19 protein-coding genes are annotated in these 21,723 nt (G+C 69.7%); 6 read left to right on the forward strand and 13 right to left on the reverse strand.

Translation table 11 applies throughout. From position 1 onward, the window contains the following. Window positions 1-329 precede the first annotated feature (329 nt). Window positions 330-1,589 carry an ATP-binding protein gene (locus BJ998_RS32235; protein WP_184867087.1) on the forward strand — a complete coding sequence of 420 codons (1,260 nt, stop codon included), beginning with the start codon at window positions 330-332 and terminating at the stop codon, window positions 1,587-1,589. Then, entirely contained in the window at window positions 1,590-2,597 is a 1,008-nt protein-coding gene (locus BJ998_RS32240) for a tetratricopeptide repeat protein (RefSeq protein ID WP_184867088.1), read from the forward strand. On the opposite strand, the gene hpnH is transcribed toward BJ998_RS32240, so the two are convergent. From hpnH to hpnC, 7 genes are read right to left on the reverse strand one after another with little or no spacing between them, the layout of a single operon-like run. Next, window positions 2,563-3,573, reverse strand: a complete 1,011-nt coding sequence (gene hpnH / locus BJ998_RS32245) for an adenosyl-hopene transferase HpnH (protein WP_184867089.1) — start codon at window positions 3,571-3,573, stop codon at window positions 2,563-2,565. The genes BJ998_RS32240 and hpnH overlap by 35 nt on opposite strands. Continuing rightward, window positions 3,570-4,106: a nucleoside phosphorylase-I family protein gene (locus BJ998_RS32250; protein WP_184867090.1), complete on the reverse strand. Its 537-nt coding sequence runs from the start codon at window positions 4,104-4,106 to the stop codon at window positions 3,570-3,572. The genes hpnH and BJ998_RS32250 overlap by 4 nt, the downstream gene beginning before the upstream one ends. Beyond that, window positions 4,099-5,940 carry a squalene--hopene cyclase gene (gene shc / locus BJ998_RS32255; RefSeq protein ID WP_312890428.1) on the reverse strand — a complete coding sequence of 614 codons (1,842 nt, stop codon included), beginning with the start codon at window positions 5,938-5,940 and terminating at the stop codon, window positions 4,099-4,101. Before shc ends, BJ998_RS32250 begins: the two co-directional genes overlap by 8 nt. An 11-nt stretch (window positions 5,941-5,951) precedes the next feature. Continuing rightward, the gene (locus tag BJ998_RS32260) at window positions 5,952-6,959 is read right to left on the reverse strand and encodes a polyprenyl synthetase family protein (RefSeq protein ID WP_184867092.1); all 1,008 of its coding nucleotides are present in this window, start codon (window positions 6,957-6,959) and stop codon (window positions 5,952-5,954) included. Next, complete coding sequence (gene hpnE / locus BJ998_RS32265) at window positions 6,956-8,281, reverse strand: hydroxysqualene dehydroxylase HpnE (protein ID WP_312890429.1); 1,326 nt, start codon at window positions 8,279-8,281, stop codon at window positions 6,956-6,958. Before hpnE ends, BJ998_RS32260 begins: the two co-directional genes overlap by 4 nt. Further along, entirely contained in the window at window positions 8,278-9,150 is an 873-nt protein-coding gene (gene hpnD / locus BJ998_RS32270) for a presqualene diphosphate synthase HpnD (protein WP_376775945.1), read from the reverse strand. The genes hpnE and hpnD overlap by 4 nt, the downstream gene beginning before the upstream one ends. Further along, the gene (gene hpnC / locus BJ998_RS32275; protein ID WP_312890430.1) at window positions 9,147-10,037 is read right to left on the reverse strand and encodes a squalene synthase HpnC; all 891 of its coding nucleotides are present in this window, start codon (window positions 10,035-10,037) and stop codon (window positions 9,147-9,149) included. Before hpnC ends, hpnD begins: the two co-directional genes overlap by 4 nt. Before the next feature lie 288 nt (window positions 10,038-10,325). On the opposite strand from hpnC, the gene BJ998_RS32280 reads away from it, so the two are divergent. After that, window positions 10,326-11,483, forward strand: coding sequence for a serine hydrolase domain-containing protein (locus BJ998_RS32280; protein WP_184867094.1), 1,158 nt, complete (start codon window positions 10,326-10,328; stop codon window positions 11,481-11,483). 44 nt (window positions 11,484-11,527) lie between these two features. Next, entirely contained in the window at window positions 11,528-12,742 is a 1,215-nt protein-coding gene (locus BJ998_RS32285) for an MFS transporter (RefSeq protein ID WP_184867095.1), read from the forward strand. 21 nt (window positions 12,743-12,763) lie between these two features. Here BJ998_RS32285 and BJ998_RS32290 read toward each other — a convergent pair whose 3' ends face one another. The 4 genes from BJ998_RS32290 to BJ998_RS32305 all read right to left on the reverse strand — a co-directional run bounded on the left by BJ998_RS32290 (window position 12,764) and on the right by BJ998_RS32305 (window position 17,136). Next, window positions 12,764-14,764: an NPCBM/NEW2 domain-containing protein gene (locus BJ998_RS32290; protein WP_184867096.1), complete on the reverse strand. Its 2,001-nt coding sequence runs from the start codon at window positions 14,762-14,764 to the stop codon at window positions 12,764-12,766. Window positions 14,765-14,852: 88 nt separating this feature from the next. Next, a complete protein-coding gene (pcp, locus tag BJ998_RS32295) occupies window positions 14,853-15,485 on the reverse strand; it encodes a pyroglutamyl-peptidase I (RefSeq protein WP_184867097.1) in 633 nt (210 codons plus the stop codon). Then, window positions 15,485-16,450 carry a DUF979 domain-containing protein gene (locus BJ998_RS32300; protein WP_184867098.1) on the reverse strand — a complete coding sequence of 322 codons (966 nt, stop codon included), beginning with the start codon at window positions 16,448-16,450 and terminating at the stop codon, window positions 15,485-15,487. Before BJ998_RS32300 ends, pcp begins: the two co-directional genes overlap by 1 nt. Beyond that, window positions 16,447-17,136, reverse strand: coding sequence for a DUF969 domain-containing protein (locus tag BJ998_RS32305; RefSeq protein WP_184867099.1), 690 nt, complete (start codon window positions 17,134-17,136; stop codon window positions 16,447-16,449). The genes BJ998_RS32300 and BJ998_RS32305 overlap by 4 nt, the downstream gene beginning before the upstream one ends. Before the next feature lie 296 nt (window positions 17,137-17,432). Between BJ998_RS32305 and BJ998_RS32310 the strand changes: the two genes are divergently transcribed. Both BJ998_RS32310 and BJ998_RS32315 read left to right on the forward strand, forming a co-directional pair. Beyond that, a complete protein-coding gene (locus BJ998_RS32310) occupies window positions 17,433-17,591 on the forward strand; it encodes a hypothetical protein (protein WP_184867100.1) in 159 nt (52 codons plus the stop codon). A 289-nt stretch (window positions 17,592-17,880) separates the two neighbouring features. After that, entirely contained in the window at window positions 17,881-18,705 is an 825-nt protein-coding gene (locus BJ998_RS32315) for a S1 family peptidase (RefSeq protein WP_184867101.1), read from the forward strand. 4 nt (window positions 18,706-18,709) lie between these two features. Here BJ998_RS32315 and BJ998_RS32320 read toward each other — a convergent pair whose 3' ends face one another. Together BJ998_RS32320 and araD are read right to left on the reverse strand one after the other, a co-directional pair. Continuing rightward, window positions 18,710-19,690 (reverse strand): LacI family DNA-binding transcriptional regulator, encoded by a 981-nt coding sequence (locus BJ998_RS32320; RefSeq protein WP_184867102.1) that lies wholly within the window; start codon window positions 19,688-19,690, stop codon window positions 18,710-18,712. Between the two features lie 51 nt (window positions 19,691-19,741). Continuing rightward, window positions 19,742-21,514: an L-arabinonate dehydratase gene (gene araD, locus BJ998_RS32325; protein WP_281393383.1), complete on the reverse strand. Its 1,773-nt coding sequence runs from the start codon at window positions 21,512-21,514 to the stop codon at window positions 19,742-19,744. Window positions 21,515-21,723 lie beyond the last annotated feature (209 nt).

Raw genomic sequence — 21,723 nt, forward strand, 5'->3', positions numbered from 1 at the left:
GTGGTGCGTGGGTAATAGGTTGTGTGGTGAAGTTCTAGTTGCTCTCAAGGTGTTCGTTGGGTTTATCGTTCATGTGCGGCCGCTGTTGAAATTCATTATGGCGATCGAGTGAGGGAATTGCCGGCTGGTGAGACGGCGGCTGACCTCTCATGTGTGTGGCAGTTCAGTGCGCATTCGAACCACGGCGCATGTGGCGATGATCGCGATCGGCGGGGTGTGGCGAAATGGGCGTTTCGGGCGGTCGAGATCGGAGCAGACCCTTGCGGTGTTCGGCGGGATAGACTGGCGGGATCCTGGTGTAGGGGAGGGCCCGAGTGTCGGACACGCCGTTGATCCGTAGCTTGCGCGCGGCGGTGGAGGCGGTGCCGGGGGACGTGACGTTGCGGTTGCACCTGGCGGAGCAGCTGCTGGCGGCGGGGGACGCCGAGGGGGCGGCGGAGCAGGCGGCGACGGCGTTGCAGCACGAGCCGACGTCGCAGGTGGCCCGTGAGGTGCTGCAAAGGGCGCTGGGTAAGCCGGGAGAGGCCGGGGCGAAGCCGGAAGTCGCGAAGGCGGAGGAGCCGGAGGCGGCACGGGCGAAGGCGGAGCCGAACCCCGAGTTGCGAAGGGCGGAGCCGGAGCGGCGGCAGGAGCCGAGGGCCGAGAAGGCGGAGCCGGAGCGGGTGGCGGAGCCGGTGTTCGACTGGGCGGCCGCCGAGGAGGAACTGGGGTTCCTCGACGTCGAAGAGGGCCGGATCACGTTGAAGGACGTGGGCGGCCTGAAGGCGGTGAAGGAGCGGCTGGAGGCAGCCTTCCTGGCCCCGATGAGGAACCCGGAACTCCGCCGGCTGTACGGGAAGAACATGCGAGGCGGGCTGATGCTGTACGGTCCGCCGGGGTGCGGGAAGACCTTCGTGGCCCGGGCGGTGGCGGGGGAGCTGGGGGCGAGGTTCATCTCCGTCACGTTGTCGGACGTGCTGAACATGTACATCGGCCAGTCGGAGCGCAACCTGCACGAGGTGTTCGAGACGGCCCGGAGGAACGCGCCCTGCGTGGTGTTCCTGGACGAGGTGGACGCGCTCGGGCAGAAGCGGAGCCAGCTGAGGTCGTCGGCGATGCGAGGCACGGTGAACCAGCTGCTGGTGGAGCTGGACAACGCCAGGGACAGCAACGAGGGCGTCTTCGTGCTGGCGGCGACGAACCACCCCTGGGACGTGGACACGGCGCTGCGCAGGCCGGGCCGGTTCGACCGGACGCTGCTGGTGTTACCGCCGGACACGCCGGCGCGAGAGGCGATCCTGCGCTACCACCTGACGGACCGGCACGCGGAAGGCATCGACATCCCGAGGCTGGCGAAGCGGACGGACGGCTACTCGGGCGCGGACCTGGCGCACGCCTGCGACGTGGCGGCGGAGAAGGCGCTGCTGGACTCGGTGCGCAACGGCCGGACCCGCATGATCGGGATGGCGGACCTGGAAGAGGCGCTGAAAGAGGTCAAGCCGTCGACGGGGCCGTGGTTCGCGGCGGCGCGCAACGTGGCGATGTTCGCGAACGAGGGCGGCGTGTACGACGAACTCCTCGCCTACCTGAAGAAGTACCGGCTGGCCTGAATGGACAGCATCGCCCGCGCCCGCACGCTGCTCGACCTCGGCCGCCACGAACAGGCCAAGGAAGAGCTGGCGAAGGCCATCGCGGACGACCCGGCCTCGACCGAGGCCTGGTGCCTGCTGTCCCAGTGCGAGCAGAAGTCGGGCGACCTGAACGGGATGCTGTACGCGGCGAGACAGGCGCTGGCGTCCACTCCGGACAGTGAGTGGGCGCACCGGCTGCAAGCGCTTGCGCTGCACAAGCTCGGCCGCCACGACGAGGCGATCCACGCGGCCCGGGAAGCCATCCGGCTGGCCCCGCACCAGTGGCAGCAGTACGTGGTGCTGGTGACGGCGATGATCCCACGGCTCGACCAGTACTACCTGGAGGCGGCGGGGGCGGCGGACCGGGCGGTGCAACTGGCGCCGCTGTACGCGGAGACGCACCTGACGCGCGGCATGCTCGCCGGCGCGAGGGGCAACCTCCCGGAGGCGGAGCGGAACTACCGCGAGGCGCTGCGGATCGACCCGGAAAACGCCGCCGCCCGCAACAACCTGGCGACGATCGAGCTGCGCGGCAACAACCTGAAGGCGGCGACGGCGGGCTTCGCCGCGGCGCTGGCGGAGAACCCGACGCTGCAGGTGGCCCGGGACAACATCGACATCATCTGCCGGCGCGTCCTCAGGGGCGCACGCCTGGCCGCGCAGACGGTTTTCATCGGCGCCGGCTTCATCACGATCGCGTACGAGGGCGGCCCGGCCTTTCCCGCGACGGTGGCCGGACTGCTGGCGATCCTCTGGCTGGTCATGGTGGCACGGCTGATCGGCCGCCTGGCCAAGCCGGTCCGGGCCCACCTGCGCAGCCTGATCCGCAACGACCGCCGCTACACCCCGACGGTTCTGTCCACAATGGTCTTCGTCGGCGCCGCACTGGCGGCCGCCTGGATGCCGATCTACGTGGTGACCGTCGGCATCCTGGCGACCATCGTCTACTTCGTCACCGACCGACTGCGGCGCGCAAGGACTCCTTGAGCGAACCGAGCGTGGCCAGCACGGCGGTGGGCTCGTAGCCGCAGTGCGCCATGCAGTTGGCGCAGCGCGGGTCCTTGCCCCGGCCGTAGGCGTCCCAGTCGGTCTCCTCGATGAGTTCCCGGTACGTCTTGGCGTACCCGTCGGACATCAGGTAGCACGGCTTCTGCCAGCCCAGCAGCGAGTAGGACGGAATGCCCCACGCGGTGCAGGAGAAGTCCACCTTGCCCTCGAGGAAGTCCAGGAACAGCGGGGAGTGGTTGAGGCGCCAGCGCTTGCGCCGCCCGTCGGCGAAGGCCTTGCGGAACAGCTCCCGGGTCTCCTGCACGCCGAGGAAGTGCTCCTGGTCGGGCGCCTTCTCGTAGGCGTACGCCGGCGAGATCATCATCTCGCTGACCTTGAGGTCGTCGTTGAGGTAGTCCAGCACCTCGATGACGGTCTGCGGCGTGTCGGTGTTGAAGAAGGTGGTGTTGGTGGTGACCCGGAACCCGCGCTTCTGCAGTTCCTTCACCGCCTCCACGGCCTCGTCGAACACGCCCTCCTTGTCCACCGAGGCGTCGTGGCGCTCGCGCAGCCCGTCGATGTGCACGGCGAACGCGAAGTACTTGGACGGCTTGAAGTCGAACTTGTCGATCCGCTTGCGCAGCAGCACCGCGTTGGTGCACAGGAACACGTACTTCTTGCGCTTGACCAGCTCGTTGACGATCTCGTCGATCTGCGGGTGCATCAGCGGCTCGCCGCCGGCGATCGAGACCATCGGGGCGCCGCACTCCTCGATGGCGTTGACCGCACGCTCGACCGGCATGCGCTGGCGCAGCAGGTCGTGCGGCTGCTGGATCTTGCCGCAGCCCGCGCATTTGAGGTTGCAGGCGAACAGCGGCTCCAGCTCCACGATGAGCGGGAACTTCTCGCGCCGGCGCAGCTTCTGCCCGAGCAGATAGCCGGCGATCCGCAGGCTCTGGTGCAACGGCATGTTCACTGTCGTACCTCTTTCACTTTCGTGTCCGCCCAGTGCCGCAGCACCGGGCCGATTGCGGCGAGCCGGCGCAGCGCCGTGATCCCGCCGCCGAGGGTCGCCGGTCCCAGCAGTGGCCGGGACGGCGTGTCGACGATCGCGCGCACCACGGCGTGCGGGCGATCGCCGGCGAGTGCGAGCACGCCGGCGGACTCCATGTCCACCGCCAGCGCACCGGTACGGGCGGCCAGCTCCGAGCGTTCGGCCGAGCCAACGACGTGGTCGCTGTCGGCGACGACACCGTGGTGCACGGTGAAACCGTTGCCACGCAACGACAACGCCAGCTCACGGTCATCGACGACGAGGTCGCCGGGGGCCAGCCCGTCGACGAGCGCCCCGGCGACACCGGCGACGACCAGCGCCGCGCCGGGCGGCAGCGCGAGCCGGGACGGGTGCCGGACACCCATCCCGACCGCGATCACCGGCACGCCGCGCAGCCCGCGCCGCAGCGCGAACCGCTCGATCCGCAGCGCGGTGGCGACGACGAGATCAGCCATCGAGATACCGACCGAGCGCCGTCAACGGGAAGACCAGGCGGTACAGGTGATAGTTGATGTAGAAGTCGCCGGGGAAGCCGGTGCCGGTGAACTGCGGCTCGTCCCACGTCCCGTCGGGACGCTGCGTCGCGACGAGCCAGCGGATGCCCCGCTCGGTCGCGGCGCCGCGCTCGCCGGCCGCCAGCAGCGCGAGCAGCGCCCACGCCGTCTGCGACGCGGTCGAGTCGCCCCGCCCGATCCACGACTTGTCCCGATAGGACCGAAGGTCCTCGCCCCACCCGCCGTCGGCGTTCTGGTGCTGCTCCAACCACTTCACGGCCCGCCGGATCGCCGGGTGCACGGTCGGGATGCCGGCGGCGATCAACGCCGGCACCACGGCCCCGGTGCCGTAGATGTGGTTCGCGCCCCACCGGCCGAACCACGAGCCGTCGGCCTCCTGGTTGTCCAGCAGCCACTTGATGCCCCGCCGGGCCGGCTGCAGCCCGGTGAGTCCTTCCGCCGCCAGCATTTCCACCACGTGCGCGGTGACGTCCGCCGACGGCGGATCGATGACGGCGCCGAAGTCGCAGAACGGCAGCTTCTCGGCCAGCCGCCGGGTGTTGTCGGCGTCGAACGCGCCCCAGCCGCCGTCCTTGGACTGCATGCCGATGGTCCACTCGACGGCCCGGCGCACCGCCGGCTCGTCGGCCGGCAGCATGCGCCGCAGCGCCAGCACGATCTCGGCGGTGTCGTCGACGTCCGGGTAGTTGTCGTTCTCGAACTCGAACGCCCAACCACCCGGCGGCAGCGAGGGCCGGCGCACGGCCCAGTCGCCGCGGACCGTGACCTCCTCGTTCAGCAGCCAGTTCCCGGCGCCCTTGAGCACCGGGTCGTCCGGCGGCATGCCGGCGTCCAACAACGCCGTGACCGCCAACGCCGTGTCCCACACCGGGGACTGGCACGCCTCCAACCGGCGGACTCCGTTCTCCTTGATGGTGAACGACTCCAGGCCGTCGAAGGCCTTGCGCAGCACCGGGTGGTCCAGCGGGTAGCCGCGCAGGTGCAGGGCCAGGATGGAATACACCCACGGCGGTTGGATGCCGCCCCACCCGCCGTCCGCCTCCTGCCGCTCCAGGATCCACTTGACGCCCTTGCGGATGGAGTACTCGCGCAGCGGTTTGACCGGCAGCTTCGCGTGCAGGTGCAGCACCTTGTCCAGGCGCTGGAAGAAGCCGGCCCAGCTCAGCGCCGGCTCGAACGGCTTGTCGGGGCGGCCGGTCCTCAGCTCCGCCACGGAGACGCCCATCGGCCGGGACGGCCGCATCGAGCCGACGATGGTCAGCGGCACCACGGTCTGCCGGGCCCAGCAGCCCCAGTCGTAGATGTTGAGCGGGAACCACTTGGGCAGCAGGATCATCTCCGGCGGCAGCACCGGCAGCCGGTCCCACGACCATTCGCCGACCATCGCCAGCCAGATGCGGGTGAACACCCGGCTGTTCTCGATGCCGCCGTTGTCCAGCACGAACTGCCGGGCCCTGACCATGTGGTCGGCGTCGGCGGGATCGCCGGCCAGCTTCAGCGCGGTGTACGCCTCGACCGTGGTGGACAGCTCGCCGGGACCGCCGTAGAAGGTGGCCCAGGTGCCGTCCTCGCGCTGCTGGGAGCGGATCCAGTTGGCGGTCTCCGCGGTGCCGACCGGCTCCCGGATACCGAGGAACTGCCGCATCAGCATGTCCTCGGCGTCCATCGTGACGTTCGTTTCCAGCTCGCCCTTCCACCAGCCGTCGCCGTCCTGCAGCGACACCAGGTGGTCGATGGCCTTCCGCCGGGCCAGGTCGATGACATCGTCGCTCACCGATCGCGCCTTCATTGATCCCTGTTGGCTACGAAGTGCGTGATCTGCCACAGAGCCTCCCGAATATCCGAGGGAGCGCCGACGGCGTCCAGACACTCGCCGGCGGCGCGCACCTGCCGGTCGGCCTCGGCCTCGGCCCAGGCCAGGCCGCCGGCCTGCTCGATGAGCCGGGCGAACTCGGGCAGCTCCTCGTCGTCGGGCGGGCCGTCGACCAGGTACCGCCGGGCGAGCTCGTCGCCGGCCGCGGTGCCGGACGTCAGTGCGGCGACGACCGGCAGGGACTTCTTGCGCACCTTCAGGTCCGCGAGCACCGCCTTGCCGGTCACCTCCGGCGCGCCCCAGATCCCGAGCAGGTCGTCCACCAGTTGGAACGCCAGCCCGAGGTGCATGCCGAAGTCGGCGAGCCGGTCGACCACCTCCGGCGAGGCGCCGGCCAGGATGGCGCCGATGGAGGCGGCGCAGCGCATCAGCGCGCTGGTCTTGCCGTTGGCCATGTCGATGCACTCGTGCAACGTCACGTCCCGGCGCCGCTCGAACTCCAGGTCCGCGCTCTGCCCGGCGATCAGGTCCTGCACCGCCAGCGTGACGCTGTCGGTGGCCGCCGGCGACGCGGCCGGCTGCAGCACCTCCACGGCCAGCGTGAGCAGCGCGTCGCCGGCCAGGATCGCCGCCGGCACACCGAACAGCTTCCACGCCGTCGGCCGGTGCCGGCGCTCCACATCGCCGTCCATGACGTCGTCGTGCAGCAGCGAGAAGTCGTGCACGAACTGCACGGCAACGGCGCCGGGAACGCCCTGCTCGGCGGTGCCGCCGGCGGCCTGGGCCGACAGCAGGGCCAGCGCAGGCCGCAAAGCCTTGCCGCCACTGCTGTTCGTGGGCTTGCCGTCCGGGTCGATCCAGCCGAGGTGGTAGCTCACCACGTGCCGCACGGACGGGTTGAGCGTGTCGACCGCGCGCCGCATCGCCGGCTGCACCAGGTCGGCCGCGGTGGTCACGGGACGGGGCAGCGTCGAGGTCATCGGGCCACCTCGCTCACCGGGGCGGGAAGCTGTTCCAGCAACAACCTTGCCGCGTTCTGTCCGCTGCGCACGGCGCCCTCCATAGTGTCTGGCCACCCCGTCGCGGTCCACGCGCCCGCCAGCACCAGACCGGGCGTGCCGGTCCGCTGCTGCGCACGCCGGCGGCCGCTGCCCGGCTGCTGCCGGAAGGTGGCCGTCCGCTCCTTGGTGACGAAAAAATCGGTGGGAACCTGCCCGGCGGCGCCGGGCAGCACCCGGCTGATCTCCGGCAGGAACAGCTCCCGCAGCTGCTGCACGGGCTGGTCGATCCAGTCGCCGGCGGCGGAGACCGACACGGCCAGGTACTGGCCCTGCGTCAGGCCCGACACCGCGGTCCGGTCGAACGCCCACTGCACCGGCGAGCCGACCACCGCGACGAAGGGCAGGTCGGTGACGCGCCGCGGGAAGACCACGTGCACGTTGAAGATCGGCGAGTGGCCCAGGTCCTCGGTGACGACATCGGGCAGCAGCTTGGCGGCGGCGTCGGCCGGAGTGGCCACTACCACCGCGTCCGCGGCCACCGTATCCTCGGCGGTCACGACCTCGAAACCGCTGCCGTCACGGCGGATCTCCTTCACCGCGGCGCGCAGCCGTACCTGTGTGCCGTGTGCACGCAGGTACGCCATGGCGGGTTCGCCGTGCAGCTCCGATAGCGGCACCGCCGGGACGCCGATGTCGCAGTTCTCGCTGCGGTCGAGCAGCCCGGTGCGGAACACCTTGGCCGCCAACGCCAGCGAGGCCTCGTCGGCGTCACAGTTCAACGCCGCCACCGTGATCAGGTTCCACAACGCGGCAATCGTCGCATCGTTCTGACCGTGCTCGCGCAGCCAATCACCGAGACTCTGCTCGTCGAGCCGGGGATCGGCCGGATCGAGCCGCCGCATGGCGGGCACCACCCGCGCGGCGCGCAGCCGGTCCGCCGGGGACAGCAGCTTGTACGTGGCCAGCGACCCGAGCAGGTGCAGCGGAGCCGGCAAAGCCGTGCGGGACAAGGAACCCAGCGTGCCGTCCACGCCCTGCACCGGGATGTGCATCCTCGGCTGCATGTCGATGTGGTGGGCGACGCCGATCCTGCGCAGGAAGTCCAGGTAGGCGGTGTAGCAGCGGAGCAGCACGTGCTGCCCGTTGTCGACGACGAGATCGCCGCGGGTGAAGGAGAAGGTCACGCCGCCGAGCCGGGCGCGTGCCTCCAGCAGGGTCACATTCAGGCCGCGGTCGGCCAGTTCGCAGGCGGCGGTGAGGCCGGCCAAGCCGCCGCCCACGACAACCACCCGCGCGGTCACGGCCGCGACCCGGCCAGCGATCGCGCCGCCACCAGGACCTTCTCCCAGTCCGGCAACGAGGTCCGGGAACTTCGCACCAGCCACGGGCGGGTCATCATGCGGGCCAGCAGGCGGTGGTAGATGCCGGCCATGGCGGCGCAGCAGGCCCGGCTGCGACCGTCCAACCGGGGCAGCAGCCGCAGGCCGATCGTGTACCACTCCTCGGCCCGCGCGCCCTCGTACGCCAGCAGCGCCGACAGCGCATCCTCGTCGTCGACCAGGTTGCCGTGCGCGTCGAGTTCCAGCGTGCAGCCGAACCGGCGCAGATCCTCGGCCGGCAGGTAGATCCGGCCGTTGCGGCGGTCCTCCAACACGTCCCGCAGGATGTTGGTCAGCTGCAGGGCGACGCCGAGCGCGTCGGCCAGCTGCGCGTCGCGGGCCTGGTCCGGGCTGCCGAACACGGCCAGCGACAACCGTCCGATCGAGCCGGCGACGCAACGGCAGTAGTGGCGCAGGTCCTCGAAGTTCTCGTACGTCGCGCCGAGCACGTCGGCCTGGCAGCCGTCGATCAGCTCGTCGAACGCGCCCAGCGGCAGGCCGAACCGCAGCGTGGCGTCGTTCAACGCCACGGCGACCGGATCGTCCTTGCGGTCCGCGAGATTGTGCAACCTTTCACGAACTTCGTTCAGGCCGGCCAGGCGTTCCGCGGTCGGCGCGTCGCCGTCGCCGATGTCGTCCACGAGCCGGGCGAACGCGTACACGGCGCTGAGCGCGCGGCGCTTCAGCGGCGGCAGCAGGCGGATTCCGTAGGAGAAGTTCTTGGCCTGCTCACCGGTGACCCGCTCGCAGTAGTCGTATGCGGCGTCGACGGTCAACTGCGTCTGGGTCACCGGCCACCGCCGAGCGACCGCGCGAGTTCGGCGATCGTGCGGGATTTACGTGGTCGTGGCGTCGTTGTCAGCACGTCGAAACGCGCGTTGACTATGGCGGCCGCGGTGGCCCGCCCGCCCGCGACGTAACCGGCGACGGCCAGCCGGGCCACTCCGCTCAACGTGCCCACGAGGGCCGCTCCCTCGTCCAGCAGCCGCAACGTGCGCTGGGTCTCGAACGCGATCAGCGCCCGCACCTCCCGATTCGCCTTGGTGGCGGCCAGATCCTCCTCCTTCACGCCGAACCGGTCGAGGTCGTCGGCCGGCAGGTAGATCCGGTCGTTGCGGTAGTCCTCGGCCACGTCCTGGAGGTGCTCCAGCACCTGCAGCGCGGAGCACACCTTGTCCGACAGCGCCGCGCGCTCCGATGACATCGCGTCGAACACGTGCAGCACAAGGTGGCCAACGGGGTTGGCCGACAGCTCGCAGTAGCCGAGCAGGTCGTCGAAGCTGCGGTACCGCTTGATCTGTTGGTCGCGGCGGTTGGCCTGCACCAAACGGTCGAGCGGGGTACGCGGGATGCCGCACTCGTGCACCGTGACCGTCAGGTCCGCCCACAGCTCGTCGGTCGCGACGTAGCCGGCGTAGATCCGGTCGATGTCGCGTTCGACCTTGTCCAGCAGGGCGTTCCGGTCTCCGGGCGCCTCGTCGCCGATGTCGTCGACGAGACGGGCGAAGGCGTAGATCGACATCAGCCTGCGGCGGAACCGCGGCGGCAGCAGCAGGCTCGCGACGGTGAAGTTCTCGCCGCCCGCCCGCCGGTGCAGTGCGGCGACGTCGGGGCCGGCAGGGGTGGGCAGTTGCGGCAGGGGTGTAGTCCAACTCGGCCGAGCAGGCGTGTCGACCACGGGGTCCTCCGGTGGTGCTTGCGGAGTAGCAGTGTCGAGCGCCGGTCGTGGTGCGCCGAATCCCGGTGCCCCGGTGGGCCCGCCGACGGCCGGTGTCCCCATACGGTGATCCACACAGGAGATCTTCGCAACCTGAATCAACACCATGGGACCTTTTCGGGCCATCGATCACGCGGCTGGCCCCGCCCGGGCGCTGTGAACCGCGCCACGCTCTTGAGGTCAGACCAACCAGTCGGTATGTTGTTGCGCCAGCAACAGCCGTATCCGATCAGTGAGGATGTGGTTGACATGGCGGCCCTCAACGTCGATGGCACCTGCGACCCGGCATTTGCCCCCGTCCGGGACGTTCTGGCAGCTCAGCTGGCCGACGGCCGGCAGATCGGCGCCGCGGTCGCGGTGCGCGCCGGTGATCGCGACGTGGTGGACATCTGGGGCGGGCACGCCGACCCCGAACGGTCCAGACCCTGGGCGGCCGACACCGTCGTCAACGTCTGGTCGACCACCAAAGGCGTGGTCGCGCTGGCGTTCCACATGCTGGTCGACCGCGGCCTGCTCGACCCCGACCAGCCCGTCCGCAAGTACTGGCCGGAGTTCACGAACGACACGGTGCTCGTCCGGCACCTGCTCTCCCACCGTGCCGGACTGGCCGCGTTCCGTGAGCCGACCACGGCCGAGGACCTCGCCGACTGGAAATTGATGATCACTCGGCTGGCGGACACCCGGCCGTGGTGGGAGCCGGGGACCGCATCCGGCTACCACGCGCTCACCTACGGTTTCCTTGTCGGTGAACTGATCCGCCGGACGACCGGTTCGTCGGTGCGAGATTTCCTCCACCGCGAGGTGGCCGATCGGGCAGGCGCCGACTTCCGGATCGGACTGTCGCCGGCGGACCACCACCGGGCCGCCACCCTCGTGCAGCCGCCGCCCGAGGACCCGGCCGCGTTCCAGGCGATGTTCGCGCAGCTCAATCCCGTGGCGCTGGCCGTGCTGACCAACCCGGTGGTGGGTCCGGCGGAAGGCAATGCGGCCTTCTGGCGGGCCGCGGAGATCCCGGCCGCCAACGGTCACGCGACGGCCCGCGCGGTGGCCGCCCTGTACGGGGCGTTCGCCTTCGGCGGTGTCACCGGCGGACAACGGCTGCTCGGGGCGGCGCAGGCCGACCGCGCCCGTGAAGGCCAGGGGCGCTGCGTCGATCTGGTGATCGGGGACGCGGGCCTCGGCGGGCGGGCCACGGAGTTGGGATTGGGCCTGTGGTTGTCGGGCGACGACGGCCATTACGGACCGAATCCGCGCGCCGTCGGCCACGACGGCTTCGGCGGCTCGTTCGGCCTCGCCGATCCCGAGGCCGGTCTGGCCATCGGTCACGTGATGAACCTGATGGGCAACGTCATCGCCGACGACCCGCGCAAGATGGAGCTCATCGAGGCGGTCTACTCCTGCCTGTAGAAAACCGGTCGCAGCGAGTGGTCGTCGGCTGACATGCTCGCCCGGTGTTCGGCGACCTGTTGCGGCATCGCGACTTCTGCTGGCTGACGGTCGGTCGAACCGTCAGCCTCGTCGGCAACGGCATGGCCCCTATCGCGCTGGCGTTCGCCGTGCTCGACCTCACCGGCTCGGCCGCCGACCTCGGCGTCGTGGTGGCCGGGCGGTCGGTGGCGATGGTGGTGGTGCTGCTGGCGGGTGGCGTGATCGCGGACCGGCTGCCGCGGGCAGCGGTGCTGCAGGGCTCCAGCATCGCGGCGGGAACAACCCAGGCGCTCGTGGCGTCACTCGTGTTGACGGGGACGGCATCCGTGCCGCTGTTGGTCGTGCTGAGCGCGGTCAACGGCGCGCTGGGTGCTGTCTTCAGTCCCGCGTCCAGTGCGCTCACACCGCAGACGGTGCCGGCCGATGCCCTGCGCGCCGCCAACGCGGCGACCCGGATCCTCAACAACTTCGCCATGATCGTCGGTGGTTCCGTCGCCGGCGGGCTGGTCGTCGTGATCGGTCCCGGCTGGTGCATCGCGGTGGACGCCGTGAGCTTCGCGCTGGCGGCGTTCTGCTACGTGCGGGTCCGCGTGCCGCAGCCCGCCCGGGAGCCGTCCCATGTGCTGGCCGATCTGCGGGAGGGCTGGACGGAGTTCACCGGCCGGACCTGGCTGTGGGTCATCGTCGCGCAGTTCCTGTTCGTCAACGCGGTCAACGCGGGCGGGATCCAGGTGCTCGGCCCGAGCATCGCCGACGCGACGTTCGGCCGGGCCGGCTGGGGTCTCGCCCTGGCCGCCGAGACCGTCGGGGCGTTGGCCGGCGGCCTCCTCGCCGCTCGGTTCCAGCCGCGGCGGGCGCTGTTCTACGGCGTGACCCTGGTCCTGCTGGAGGCCGTGCCGTTGATCACCCTGGCGGTCGCGCCCGGCACCATCGCCATGATGGTCGCGCTGGCGTTGACCGGGTTCACCATGGAGCAGGCCGGCATCGCCTGGGACGTCTCGCTGCAGGAGAACATTCCCGCCGACCGGTTGGCCCGGGTGTACTCGTACGACGCCGTCGGCTCCTTCGTCGCCATTCCGTTGGGACAGGTCATCGCCGGCCCGGTCGCCGCCGCCTTCGGGGCCCGGCCGGTGCTGCTGGCCGGCGCCGCGGTGGTTGTCGTCGCGACCGTCGCCGCCCTGTCCAGCCGCTCGGTGCGTACCGTCGAGACGGGCCGGCGAGTCACGCCCACGGTGTGAGCGCGACTCGCCGGAGTTGGTTCACGCGCAGGTGATCTGGGCGTTGGCCCAGTCGGCGTGGTCGTTGGTGTTGCCGTCGCCGCCGTCGGTGACGATGAGCCGGAGCAGGCTCGCGCCGGTGGCGTCGGCGGTGAGGGTCTGCGCGGGGTCGCCGCGCTTGATCAGGCCGGAGTCGGCGACCTTCTTGCCGTCGGCCCAGATCTCGAACGTCACTGAGCCAGCGCCGGTCTTCTCGTCGTCGAGACCGACGGTGCTGCTGATCGTGGAGCAGCGGCCGCCGAGGTAGTAGGTGATGGTGCTGGGCGCGTTGGTGCCGAGGCCCTTGGCGTACGTGACGCCGCCGAGCTTGATGGGGTGCCCGTCGCCGGCCTTGGACTCGCCGTTGCTGGTGTTGCGTTCCACCGGCCCGTAACCGTTGTCGGCGGACAGCCAGGGGTCGTCACCGAGCCCGGTCGTGCCAACGGCCAGCGGAGTGGCAACCGACACCGTCATGTCGTAGTCCACAGTGGACCTACCTGGTGCGTAGGTTGTGCTGACGTGCAGGGGATAGCTGCCGGGCGGAGTACCGGCCGGCGTGGTGACGGACCACTTGGTCGACACGTCATGGCCGGGCGGCAGCACGGGGTAGAACGTCGTCGTCGTCGCCTTGACCGTCCAGCCGGCGGGGCCGGTGAGCTTGACGTCACCGAAAAGTCCGGGCAGGACACCGTCGTTGCTGGTGACAGTGGTGACGGTGGTCGTGGTGCCGGGCTGCACGAGCGCGGGCGCGCCGGGATAGGGGACCGGCAGGTCGGCGCTGGTGTGCACGGCCGGCGGGTTCGACCACCAGTCGCCGCCCGAGTGCACCCGGAACATCGCGGTGCCGTGCGCGGGCACGGTTGCGCTGATCTTGCCGGCGGTCTCGGTGGTCCGGTGCGACCACAGGTCGTCGAGCTGGTAGCCGAACGCCTTCGGCAGGCCGACGGCGGCAGCGGTGGTGCTGATCGTCGCCGGCGTGGTGTTCTCGTTGAACAGCGCCACGGCACGGTCACCGTTGGCCAGCGGCTTGGCGATGACGTGCAGGCCGTTCGCGTTGGACAACTCGGTTCCCTGAATTCCCAACGGATCCTGGTCGACGGCGATGATGTCCCTGTTGGTCAGGATGCTCATCGTGGCCGGCGTCGCCTTGCGGATGTCGCTGCCGATCAGCAGCGGCGCCGCCATGATCGACCACAGGCTGAAGTGGCTGCGGTACTCGGTGTCGGTCATGCCGCCGTTGCCGACCTCGAGCATGTCCGGGTCGTTCCAGTGCCCCGGGCCGGCGTACTGCGCCAGCACGACGTTCTTCTTGAAGTTGGCCAGCATCGAGCTGAACTTGTCGCTGATGTCACCGGTGGTGCGCCAGGAGTTGCCGACGTCGGTGGCCCAGTTCCACGGCTGGTTCTGGCCCCACTCGCACAGGCTGTACAGGATCGGCCGGCCGGTAGCGGCGAGCGCGTCCCGCATCGCGGTGTAGCGCTGCACGGCGTCGACGCCCTGGTTGTTGCAGTTGTCGTACTTCAGGTAGTCCACGCCCCGCGACGCCCACAACGCGGCGTCCTGCTTCTCGTGCCCGAGACCGCCGGGGAAGCCCGCGGAGTTGCAGGTTTTCGTGCCGGCGCTGGAATAGAGGCCGAACTTGAGGCCCTTCGCGTGCACGTAGTCGGCGACGGCCTTGATGCCGTCGGGGAAACGCACCGGATCGGGTACCAGGTTGCCGCTCGCGTCGCGGCTGGGCAGCGCCCAGCAGTCGTCCAGGTTGACGTACTGGTAGCCGGCGTCCTTCAGCCCGGACGAGACGAACAGGTCGGCGATGCCCTTGACCATCGCCTCGTTGAAGTCGCCGCTGCAATGCGTCGCGTTCCAGTTGTTGAACCCCATCTGCGGGGTGCGCGCCAGACCGTTGTCCAGCGCGACGGCCGCCGGGGCCGAGACCAGCGCCAGACCGGCCGCCGCGGTGGCCACCGCGACCCCGATCGCCGCCAGCCGTAACCGGACAGACATCGGACCTCCTTGTCGAGATGGGCGGTGTGGCCCATCACACAAGGCGCGTCAGGATGGCACAAGACGTCGAAAGACCACTTGACAGCGGTCAGTGCAGCGCGCCGCCCGTGATGCGCAGGTCATCGGAGGTCTCGACACAGGCGCGGGTGAAGGTGGCGAGCCCGTCGGCGATGGTTCGGGTGGACAGCGCCGGTTGGTCCGGGACCGCCATCTCGGCGCTGTAGGGCACGTGCACGAAGCCGCCGCGCACGTGCGGCCGCTCCGTGGCGATCAGGTGCATCAGGCCGTAGAACACGTGATTGCAGACGAACGTGCCGGCGGTGTGCGACACCGCCGCCGGCACGTTCATCGCCTGCATCGCCTGGACACCGGCCTTGACCGGCAGACCCGTGAAGTAGGCGGCCGGGCCACCGTCGACGATGGGCTCGTCGACCGGCGACCGGCCGGCGTTGTCCGGGATCCTGGCGTCGTCCAGGTTGATCGCCACCCGCTCCGGCGTGATCGCGTCGCGCCCGCCGGCCAGGCCGACGGCGATCACCACGTCCGGGTCGTGCTCCCGGACCGCCTGCCGTAAGGCGGTGATCGAGGCGCCGAAGACGCAGGGCAGCAGCTGCTTGGCCAGCTCGACACCGGGCACGTCGACCAGGCGGACCGCCTCCCACGACGGATTGGCGGCGTCCCCGCCGAACGGCTCGAACCCGGTCAGCAGCACTGTGGTCATCAGAATCCCATCAGGTACATGATCGCGATGTTGCACACCAGCAGCGGCACCGCGGTCGGCAGCTGCGCCTTGATCGGGCCGTAGCGGTCCTTCATCTCCAACAGCACCGCCGGCACGATGTTGAAGTTCGCCGCCATCGGCGTGCACAGCGTGCCACAGAAGCCGGCGAGCATGCCCACCGCGAACACGATCGCCGGGTTGCCGTGGAACTGCTGGACCAGCACCGGCCAGCCGACCGCGGCGGTCATCACCGGGAACGCGGCGAACGCGTTGCCCATGATGATCGTGAACAACGCCATGCCGAGGCAGTAGACGATCACCGCGAGCAGCAGTGAGCCCTTCGGCAGCACGCCGGAGACGATCGTGCCGACCGCCGTGCCGACGCCCGAGGTGGCGAACACCAGGCCCAGCACGGCGAGCATCTGCGGCAGCACCACCGCCCAGCCGATGGACTGCAGCAGGCGGGTTCCCTCCTGCAGGGGGAGGGCGAGCCTGAGGCCGCCCGCGGGGCGCAGCAGCACGAGGCCGACGGCCGTGGCGACGACCGCGCCGACGCCGAGACCGGTGAGGGTGGCGGTTCCCGTTGCCAGCAGCGGCTTTCCGCCGACGGTGATCGACGCGACCATCGTGCCGAAGATCAGGGCGACCAGCGGGATCATCAGCGCCGGCACGAAGAGCTTGGCGCGCAGGGTGTTCGCGGCGGTGATGCGGTCGGCCTGGGTGGTGGTGGCGATTTCCGTCCGGCCGAGGGCGCCGAAGCCGGCGAGGCCGGCGATGACGATCACGGCGATGCCCAGCGGCCAGGGCGGGGCGGATTTGTCGACCACGAACGTGGAGTAGCAGAAGGACAGGCCCAGCAGCGCCCAGAACGCGGCGCCGCCGTACTGCGCGCGGCGGTAGCTGAAGCCCGCGCCGACGAGGAAGAACAGGCCACACAGCCAGTACAGCCACTCGGCGTCGATCATCGCGCCGCCACCTCCGGCTTCGTCGTCGTGCGGGCGAGGGTGCGGTCCAGCCAGAGCAGGCGGGCGCCGTGGATCAGGTAGGCGCAGATGGCGGTGGGGATCGCCCAGACGGCGATCTGGAGGGCGTCGAGCTTGAGGTGGTAGGTGGAGTCGACCAGGCTCGTGATCAGGAGGATCGAGCCGACCGCGATGAAGATGTCCTCACCGAAGAACAGGCCCACCGTGTCGGAACTGGCGGAGAACGCCTTGACCTTTTCGATCTGGGGGTCGGTGAGTTCGCCGTGGCGGCGGATGGCGGCGGCCAGGGCCATCGGGGAGATCAGCGGGCGGACCGTCTGGGCGGGGCCGCACATGCCCGTCAGGCCGAGGGCGGCCGTGCCCTGGCGGATGAGCATGTACGTCGCCAGGAGGCGACCTGTCGTGAGGGCTCGGAGCTTGCCGATCAGACGGGCGGCCTGTTGCTGGAGGCCGTACCGTTCGAGCAGGCCGATCGCCGGGAGGGTGATCACGTAGATCGTGACCGAGCGGTTCGTGGCGAAACCGGAGCCGAAGGTGTCCAGGATGGCGACGGGGTTGAGGCCGCCGAGCAGGGCCGTGACGATGCCGGAGACGGTGACGACCAGCATCGGATTCAGCCGCAGCGCGAAGCCGATCACCACCAGGGCGACGCCGATGAGGACGACCATGTGACCTCCTTCACGGGATGGGGTCCCTGGAGGGTAGGTCTTGTTCAACAATCCTACAAGATGGGGTTACGGTGGGTAGTGGGGGTGGGTGCGCGGTTTGGGGTAGCGGAGGTTGGTGAGGGGATGCCGTCGTTGCCGGGCCGCCCTTTCCCTCTTGCCGCTTTTTGCCTCACCGTCCTCGGCGGCATCTGCCTCGGCGGCGTATGCCTTTGTGTTCAGTGTTCGAAGGGTGGTTGGTGTAGTGGCGGCCTTGCGGGGTGGTCCAATGGGTGGTGCCGTCGGGAGTCATTCGCACCGTGGACCTTCTGGCGAACAACGGACTGCTCGGTCTGGTGGGTGGCCAGGGCTACTTCGGTCGTGTCGCCAAGCGCGTTCAACAGCCGCATGGCGACGTGCCCAAGCCGCGCCTGAGCCTTCCGGGCCACGACAATGGCGGCGAGCATCCCCTGTGCTGACAACCGTTCAGGATCCGCGCCCATGGGCAGATCAAAGACGGCGCCGGTCGGCACTGCCTTCTCCAACTCTGAGGCGAGTCCATACCTCAAAGAATACTCGTAAACAAGATCGAACTCGAATCGCCGGTGGGCGAAATGGCAATGCGAAAACAGGCTGAAGATTGGTTCGGGTATGTCACCGATTTGGGTGAAATTACCGACTTTCGGCGGGTGGCGGGGGGAGGGGAGGGGCGCTGAACTGGTGGACTACTGCTACACGGTGTCACTGTCCTGGGAAGGATCCCCTGCCATGCGCAAGCCCGGCCTCAGCGCACTGCTCGGCACACTGTTCGGCGCCCTGCTCGCGACCACGGCGGTCACAGCACCGACGGCAACCGCCGCGCCGTCGGCCATCGACTTCTCCGGCACCGTCGCCCTGAGCAACTGCTCGGGCTCCCTGGTCAAACTGGCCAGCGCCCCCACCTCGGGCCCGGCCCTCGTCCTCACCAACGGCCACTGCTACGAGGGCGGCTTCCTCAGCCCGGGCCAGGTCCTGGTGAACAAGTCCTCCACGAGGTCCTTCACCCTGCTCTCCCCGACGGGCAGCAACAGGGCGACCCTGCGCGCCACCAAGGTCGCCTACGCCACGATGACCGACACGGACATCACGCTCTACCAACTCAACACCACCTACGACGCGATCAGGTCCAGCTACGGCATCAGCCCGCTGGAGATCGCCACCACCCACCCGACGGCGGGCACGGCGATCAAGGTGGTCTCCGGCTACTGGAAGCGCATCTACAGCTGCAACATCGACGGCTTCGTCTACCGCCTCAAGGAAGGCGACTGGACCTGGAAGGACTCGATCCGCTACACGTCCACCTGCAACACCATCGGCGGCACCTCCGGCTCGCCCATCGAGGACCCCAACGGCAAGCTCATCGGCATCAACAACACGGGCAACGAGGACGGCGAGCGCTGCACCGTCGACAACCCCTGTGAGGTCGACCAGAGCGGCAACGTCACCGTGCACCAGGGAACGAACTACGGCGAGGAGACCTACCTCCTGGCCGGCTGCATGACGGGCAGCACGGTCGACCTGACCAAGGCCGGCTGCGCGCTCCCGAAGCCGTAGCGACTCAGGCCGGCGGCGCCGTGGTCGCGCGCACGATGAGCTGGGTGTCCAGCTCATCGTGCCGCACCTCGGCGTCCCGGTTGGCCAACCGGTCCAGCAGCAGGTCCACGGCCAGTCGCCCGGCCGGCACCACCGGCATCGCCACCGTGGTCAAGGGCGGCTGGCACAGCGCCCCGAACATCAGGTCGTCGAAGCCGGTGAGCGACACGTCGTCCGGCACCCGCACGCCGCGATCCCGCAGCCGTGCCAGCACACCGAGCGCCATGATGTCGTTGTACGCCACGATCGCCGTGACGTTCTCCGCCATCGCCAGGTCCGCCGCCTGCAGACCGCCTTCGTAGCGGGGCGGGAACGGTCCCATGTCCACCAGGTCCACGTCGTGCTTCTGCACGGCGATGCGCAGGCCCCGACGGCGCTCCTTGTTGGACCACGAAGTGCGAGGCCCGTTCAGGTAGGCGATGCGGTGGTGGCCGAGGGCCACCAGGTGGTCGATGACCTGCCGCATGCCGGAGCCGCTGTTCATCAGCGCTGCCGGCACGCTCCGCATCCGCCGGTTCAGCAGCACCAGGGTCGTCGTGTCGGCCAGCTCCCGCACCTGCTGCTCGTCGATGCCCGGCGAGCACAGGATCACGCCGTCGACCTGCTTGGCCATGGCGCGCACCAGCTGCTCCTCGGCCGCCGGGTCCTCGTCGCTGTCCGCGACGAACACCGCGTGGCTGGCCATCCGGGCCTGGTTCTGCACGCCCTTGAGCACCCCGGTGAAGAACGGGTTGTTCAGGTCGGGCACCACGATGCCGATGTTGCCGGTCTTGCCGGTGATCAGCCCGCGGGCCGCCAGATTGGGCTGGTAGCCCAGGTCGGCCGCGACCGCGAGGACCCGTTCCCTGGTCGTCGCGCGGACCAGGTCGGGGGACGTCAGCGCGCGCGACACCGTGGCGACCGACACCTGTGCCTGCCGCGCCACGTCGCGGATGGTCACCGCCACCGACACCCACCTGCCTTCCTGCAGCAACCGGAACTGTACGGGATCTTCGCGTCAGGTCGCGTCAGGTTCCGGAGTGCGACCCGGCTGGGCCAGGAAGTCGAAGTCGCAGCCCTGGTCCGCCTGCATGATGTGCCGGCTGAACATGGCCCCGTAGCCTCGGGTGTAGCGCGGCTCCGGCGGCGTCCACGCCGCCCGCCGGCGGGCCAGTTCCGCGTCGTCGACATGCATGTGCAAAAGCCGTTTCGTCACGTCCAACGTGATGAGGTCACCGGTTCGGAGTAATGCGAGCGGTCCGCCGACGTGTGATTCGGGTGCAACATGCAATACGCAAGTGCCGTAACTGGTGCCGCTCATTCGCGCGTCGGAAATCCGTACCACATCGCGGATGCCCTCACGCAGCAGCTTTTTCGGGATCGGCAGCATTCCGTGTTCCGGCATGCCCGGACCGCCGAGCGGGCCGGCGCCCCGCAGCACCAGCACCGAGTCCGCGGTGACGGGCAGGTCCTCGTCGTCGATGCGGCGCTGCAGGTCCCCGTAGCCGTCGAAGACGATCGCCGGGCCGGTGTGGCTGAGCAGCTCGGGGCGGGCCGCGATGGGCTTGATGACGGCCCCGTCCGGCGCGAGGTTCCCTCGCAGCACGGCCAGTCCGCCGTCGGCGGCCAGTGGATCGTCGAGCGTGCGGATGACCTCGTCGTTGAACACTTCCGCGCCCGCAAGGGTTTCGCCGAAGGTCTTGCCGGACGCGGTCATCCGGTCCAGGTGCAGGCGGTCGCGTAGCCGGGTCAGCAGGCCGCGCAGCCCGCCGGCGTAGTAGAAGTCCTCCATGAGAAACCGGCCGCTCGGGCGAAGATCGGCCAGCACGGGGACGGTTCGCGAGGCCTCGTCGAAGTCGTCGGCGGAGATCTTCACGCCGGTGCGGTTGGCCATCGCGACCAGGTGGATGACGGCGTTGGTGGAGCCGCCCAGCGCCAGCACGGTGGTGATGGCGTCCCGGTAGGCGCGCTCGTCCAGCAGCATGGACGGCCGCAGGTCCTCCCGGACCATGTCGACGATGCGCATGCCGGACGCCGCCGCCATCCGCTCGTGGCCGGAGTCGACGGCCGGGATCGACGCCGCCCCCGGCAGGGTCATGCCCAGCACCTCGGCGACGGAGGTCATCGTGGAGGCGGTGCCCATGGTCATGCAGTGGCCGGGGGAGCGGGCGAGGCCCTCCTCGAGCTCGCTCCACTGCCGGTCGTCGACGAGCCCGGCGCGGCGGTCGTCCCAGTACTTCCACATGTCGCTGCCGCTGCCCAGCACCTCGCCGCGCCAGTTGCCGCGCAGCATGGGGCCGGCCGGGACGAAGATCGCCGGCAGGTCCATGCTGGCCGCGCCCATCAGCAGCGCGGGCGTGGTCTTGTCGCAGCCGCCCATCAGCACGGCCCCGTCGACGGGGTAGGAGCGCAGCAGTTCCTCGGTCTCCATCGCCAGCAGGTTGCGGTACAGCATGGCGGTGGGCTTCTGGAACGTCTCGCCGCCCATCGAGCCGGCCGGCAGCTCGACCGGGTAGCCGCCGGCCTGCCACACGCCGCGCTTGACCGCCTCGGCGCGTTCCCGCAGGTGGCTGTGGCAGGGGTTGAGGTCGGTCCACGTGTTGACGATGGCGATGACGGGTTTGCCCAGGTGCTCGGGCCCGCCGATGCCCAGCTGGCGGGTCCGGGTCCGGTGGCTGAACGCGCGCAGGCCCTCGCCCTCGTACCACCGTTGACTGCGCAACATCCGCTCGCTCCTCCTTCGCTCTGGACACCGCCATTGAAAACGTTTACTGTGTGTTTCAGCAACCAGGGTACGCCCCAGGGAGCAGCACAGACCCCGGTGTGGGTTGACATGCGCGGCGGCTTCGTCAACCCACACCGGCCCTAGTGCCCGGCAACGTGAAACATGCCCCGAAATGCGTTGTGCTCTTTCGTCTCCGGTCTTTGGCACGGCCGTCCCAGCGTTATCCCCTATCCTGAGCCGTACGTGATCGGGATGGGGACGGTGACAGATCCGTC

Origin of the sequence: Kutzneria kofuensis, assembly GCF_014203355.1 — a bacterium.
Taxonomy (GTDB): Bacteria; Actinomycetota; Actinomycetes; order Mycobacteriales; family Pseudonocardiaceae; genus Kutzneria; species Kutzneria kofuensis.

Excerpts from the sequence above, each read along its gene's own strand:
- pcp (WP_184867097.1), bottom strand. The coding sequence starts at position 15,485 with ATGACCACAGTGCTGCTGACCGGGTTCGAGCCGTTCGGCGGGGACGCC.
- BJ998_RS32260 (WP_184867092.1), bottom strand. The coding sequence starts at position 6,959 with ATGACCTCGACGCTGCCCCGTCCCGTGACCACCGCGGCCGACCTGGTG.
- BJ998_RS32290 (WP_184867096.1), bottom strand. The coding sequence starts at position 14,764 with ATGTCTGTCCGGTTACGGCTGGCGGCGATCGGGGTCGCGGTGGCCACC.
- BJ998_RS32280 (WP_184867094.1), top strand. The coding sequence starts at position 10,326 with ATGGCGGCCCTCAACGTCGATGGCACCTGCGACCCGGCATTTGCCCCC.
- BJ998_RS32315 (WP_184867101.1), top strand. The coding sequence starts at position 17,881 with ATGCGCAAGCCCGGCCTCAGCGCACTGCTCGGCACACTGTTCGGCGCC.
- BJ998_RS32250 (WP_184867090.1), bottom strand. The coding sequence starts at position 4,106 with ATGGCTGATCTCGTCGTCGCCACCGCGCTGCGGATCGAGCGGTTCGCG.
- BJ998_RS32305 (WP_184867099.1), bottom strand. The coding sequence starts at position 17,136 with ATGGTCGTCCTCATCGGCGTCGCCCTGGTGGTGATCGGCTTCGCGCTG.
- BJ998_RS32240 (WP_184867088.1), top strand. The coding sequence starts at position 1,590 with ATGGACAGCATCGCCCGCGCCCGCACGCTGCTCGACCTCGGCCGCCAC.
- BJ998_RS32300 (WP_184867098.1), bottom strand. The coding sequence starts at position 16,450 with ATGATCGACGCCGAGTGGCTGTACTGGCTGTGTGGCCTGTTCTTCCTC.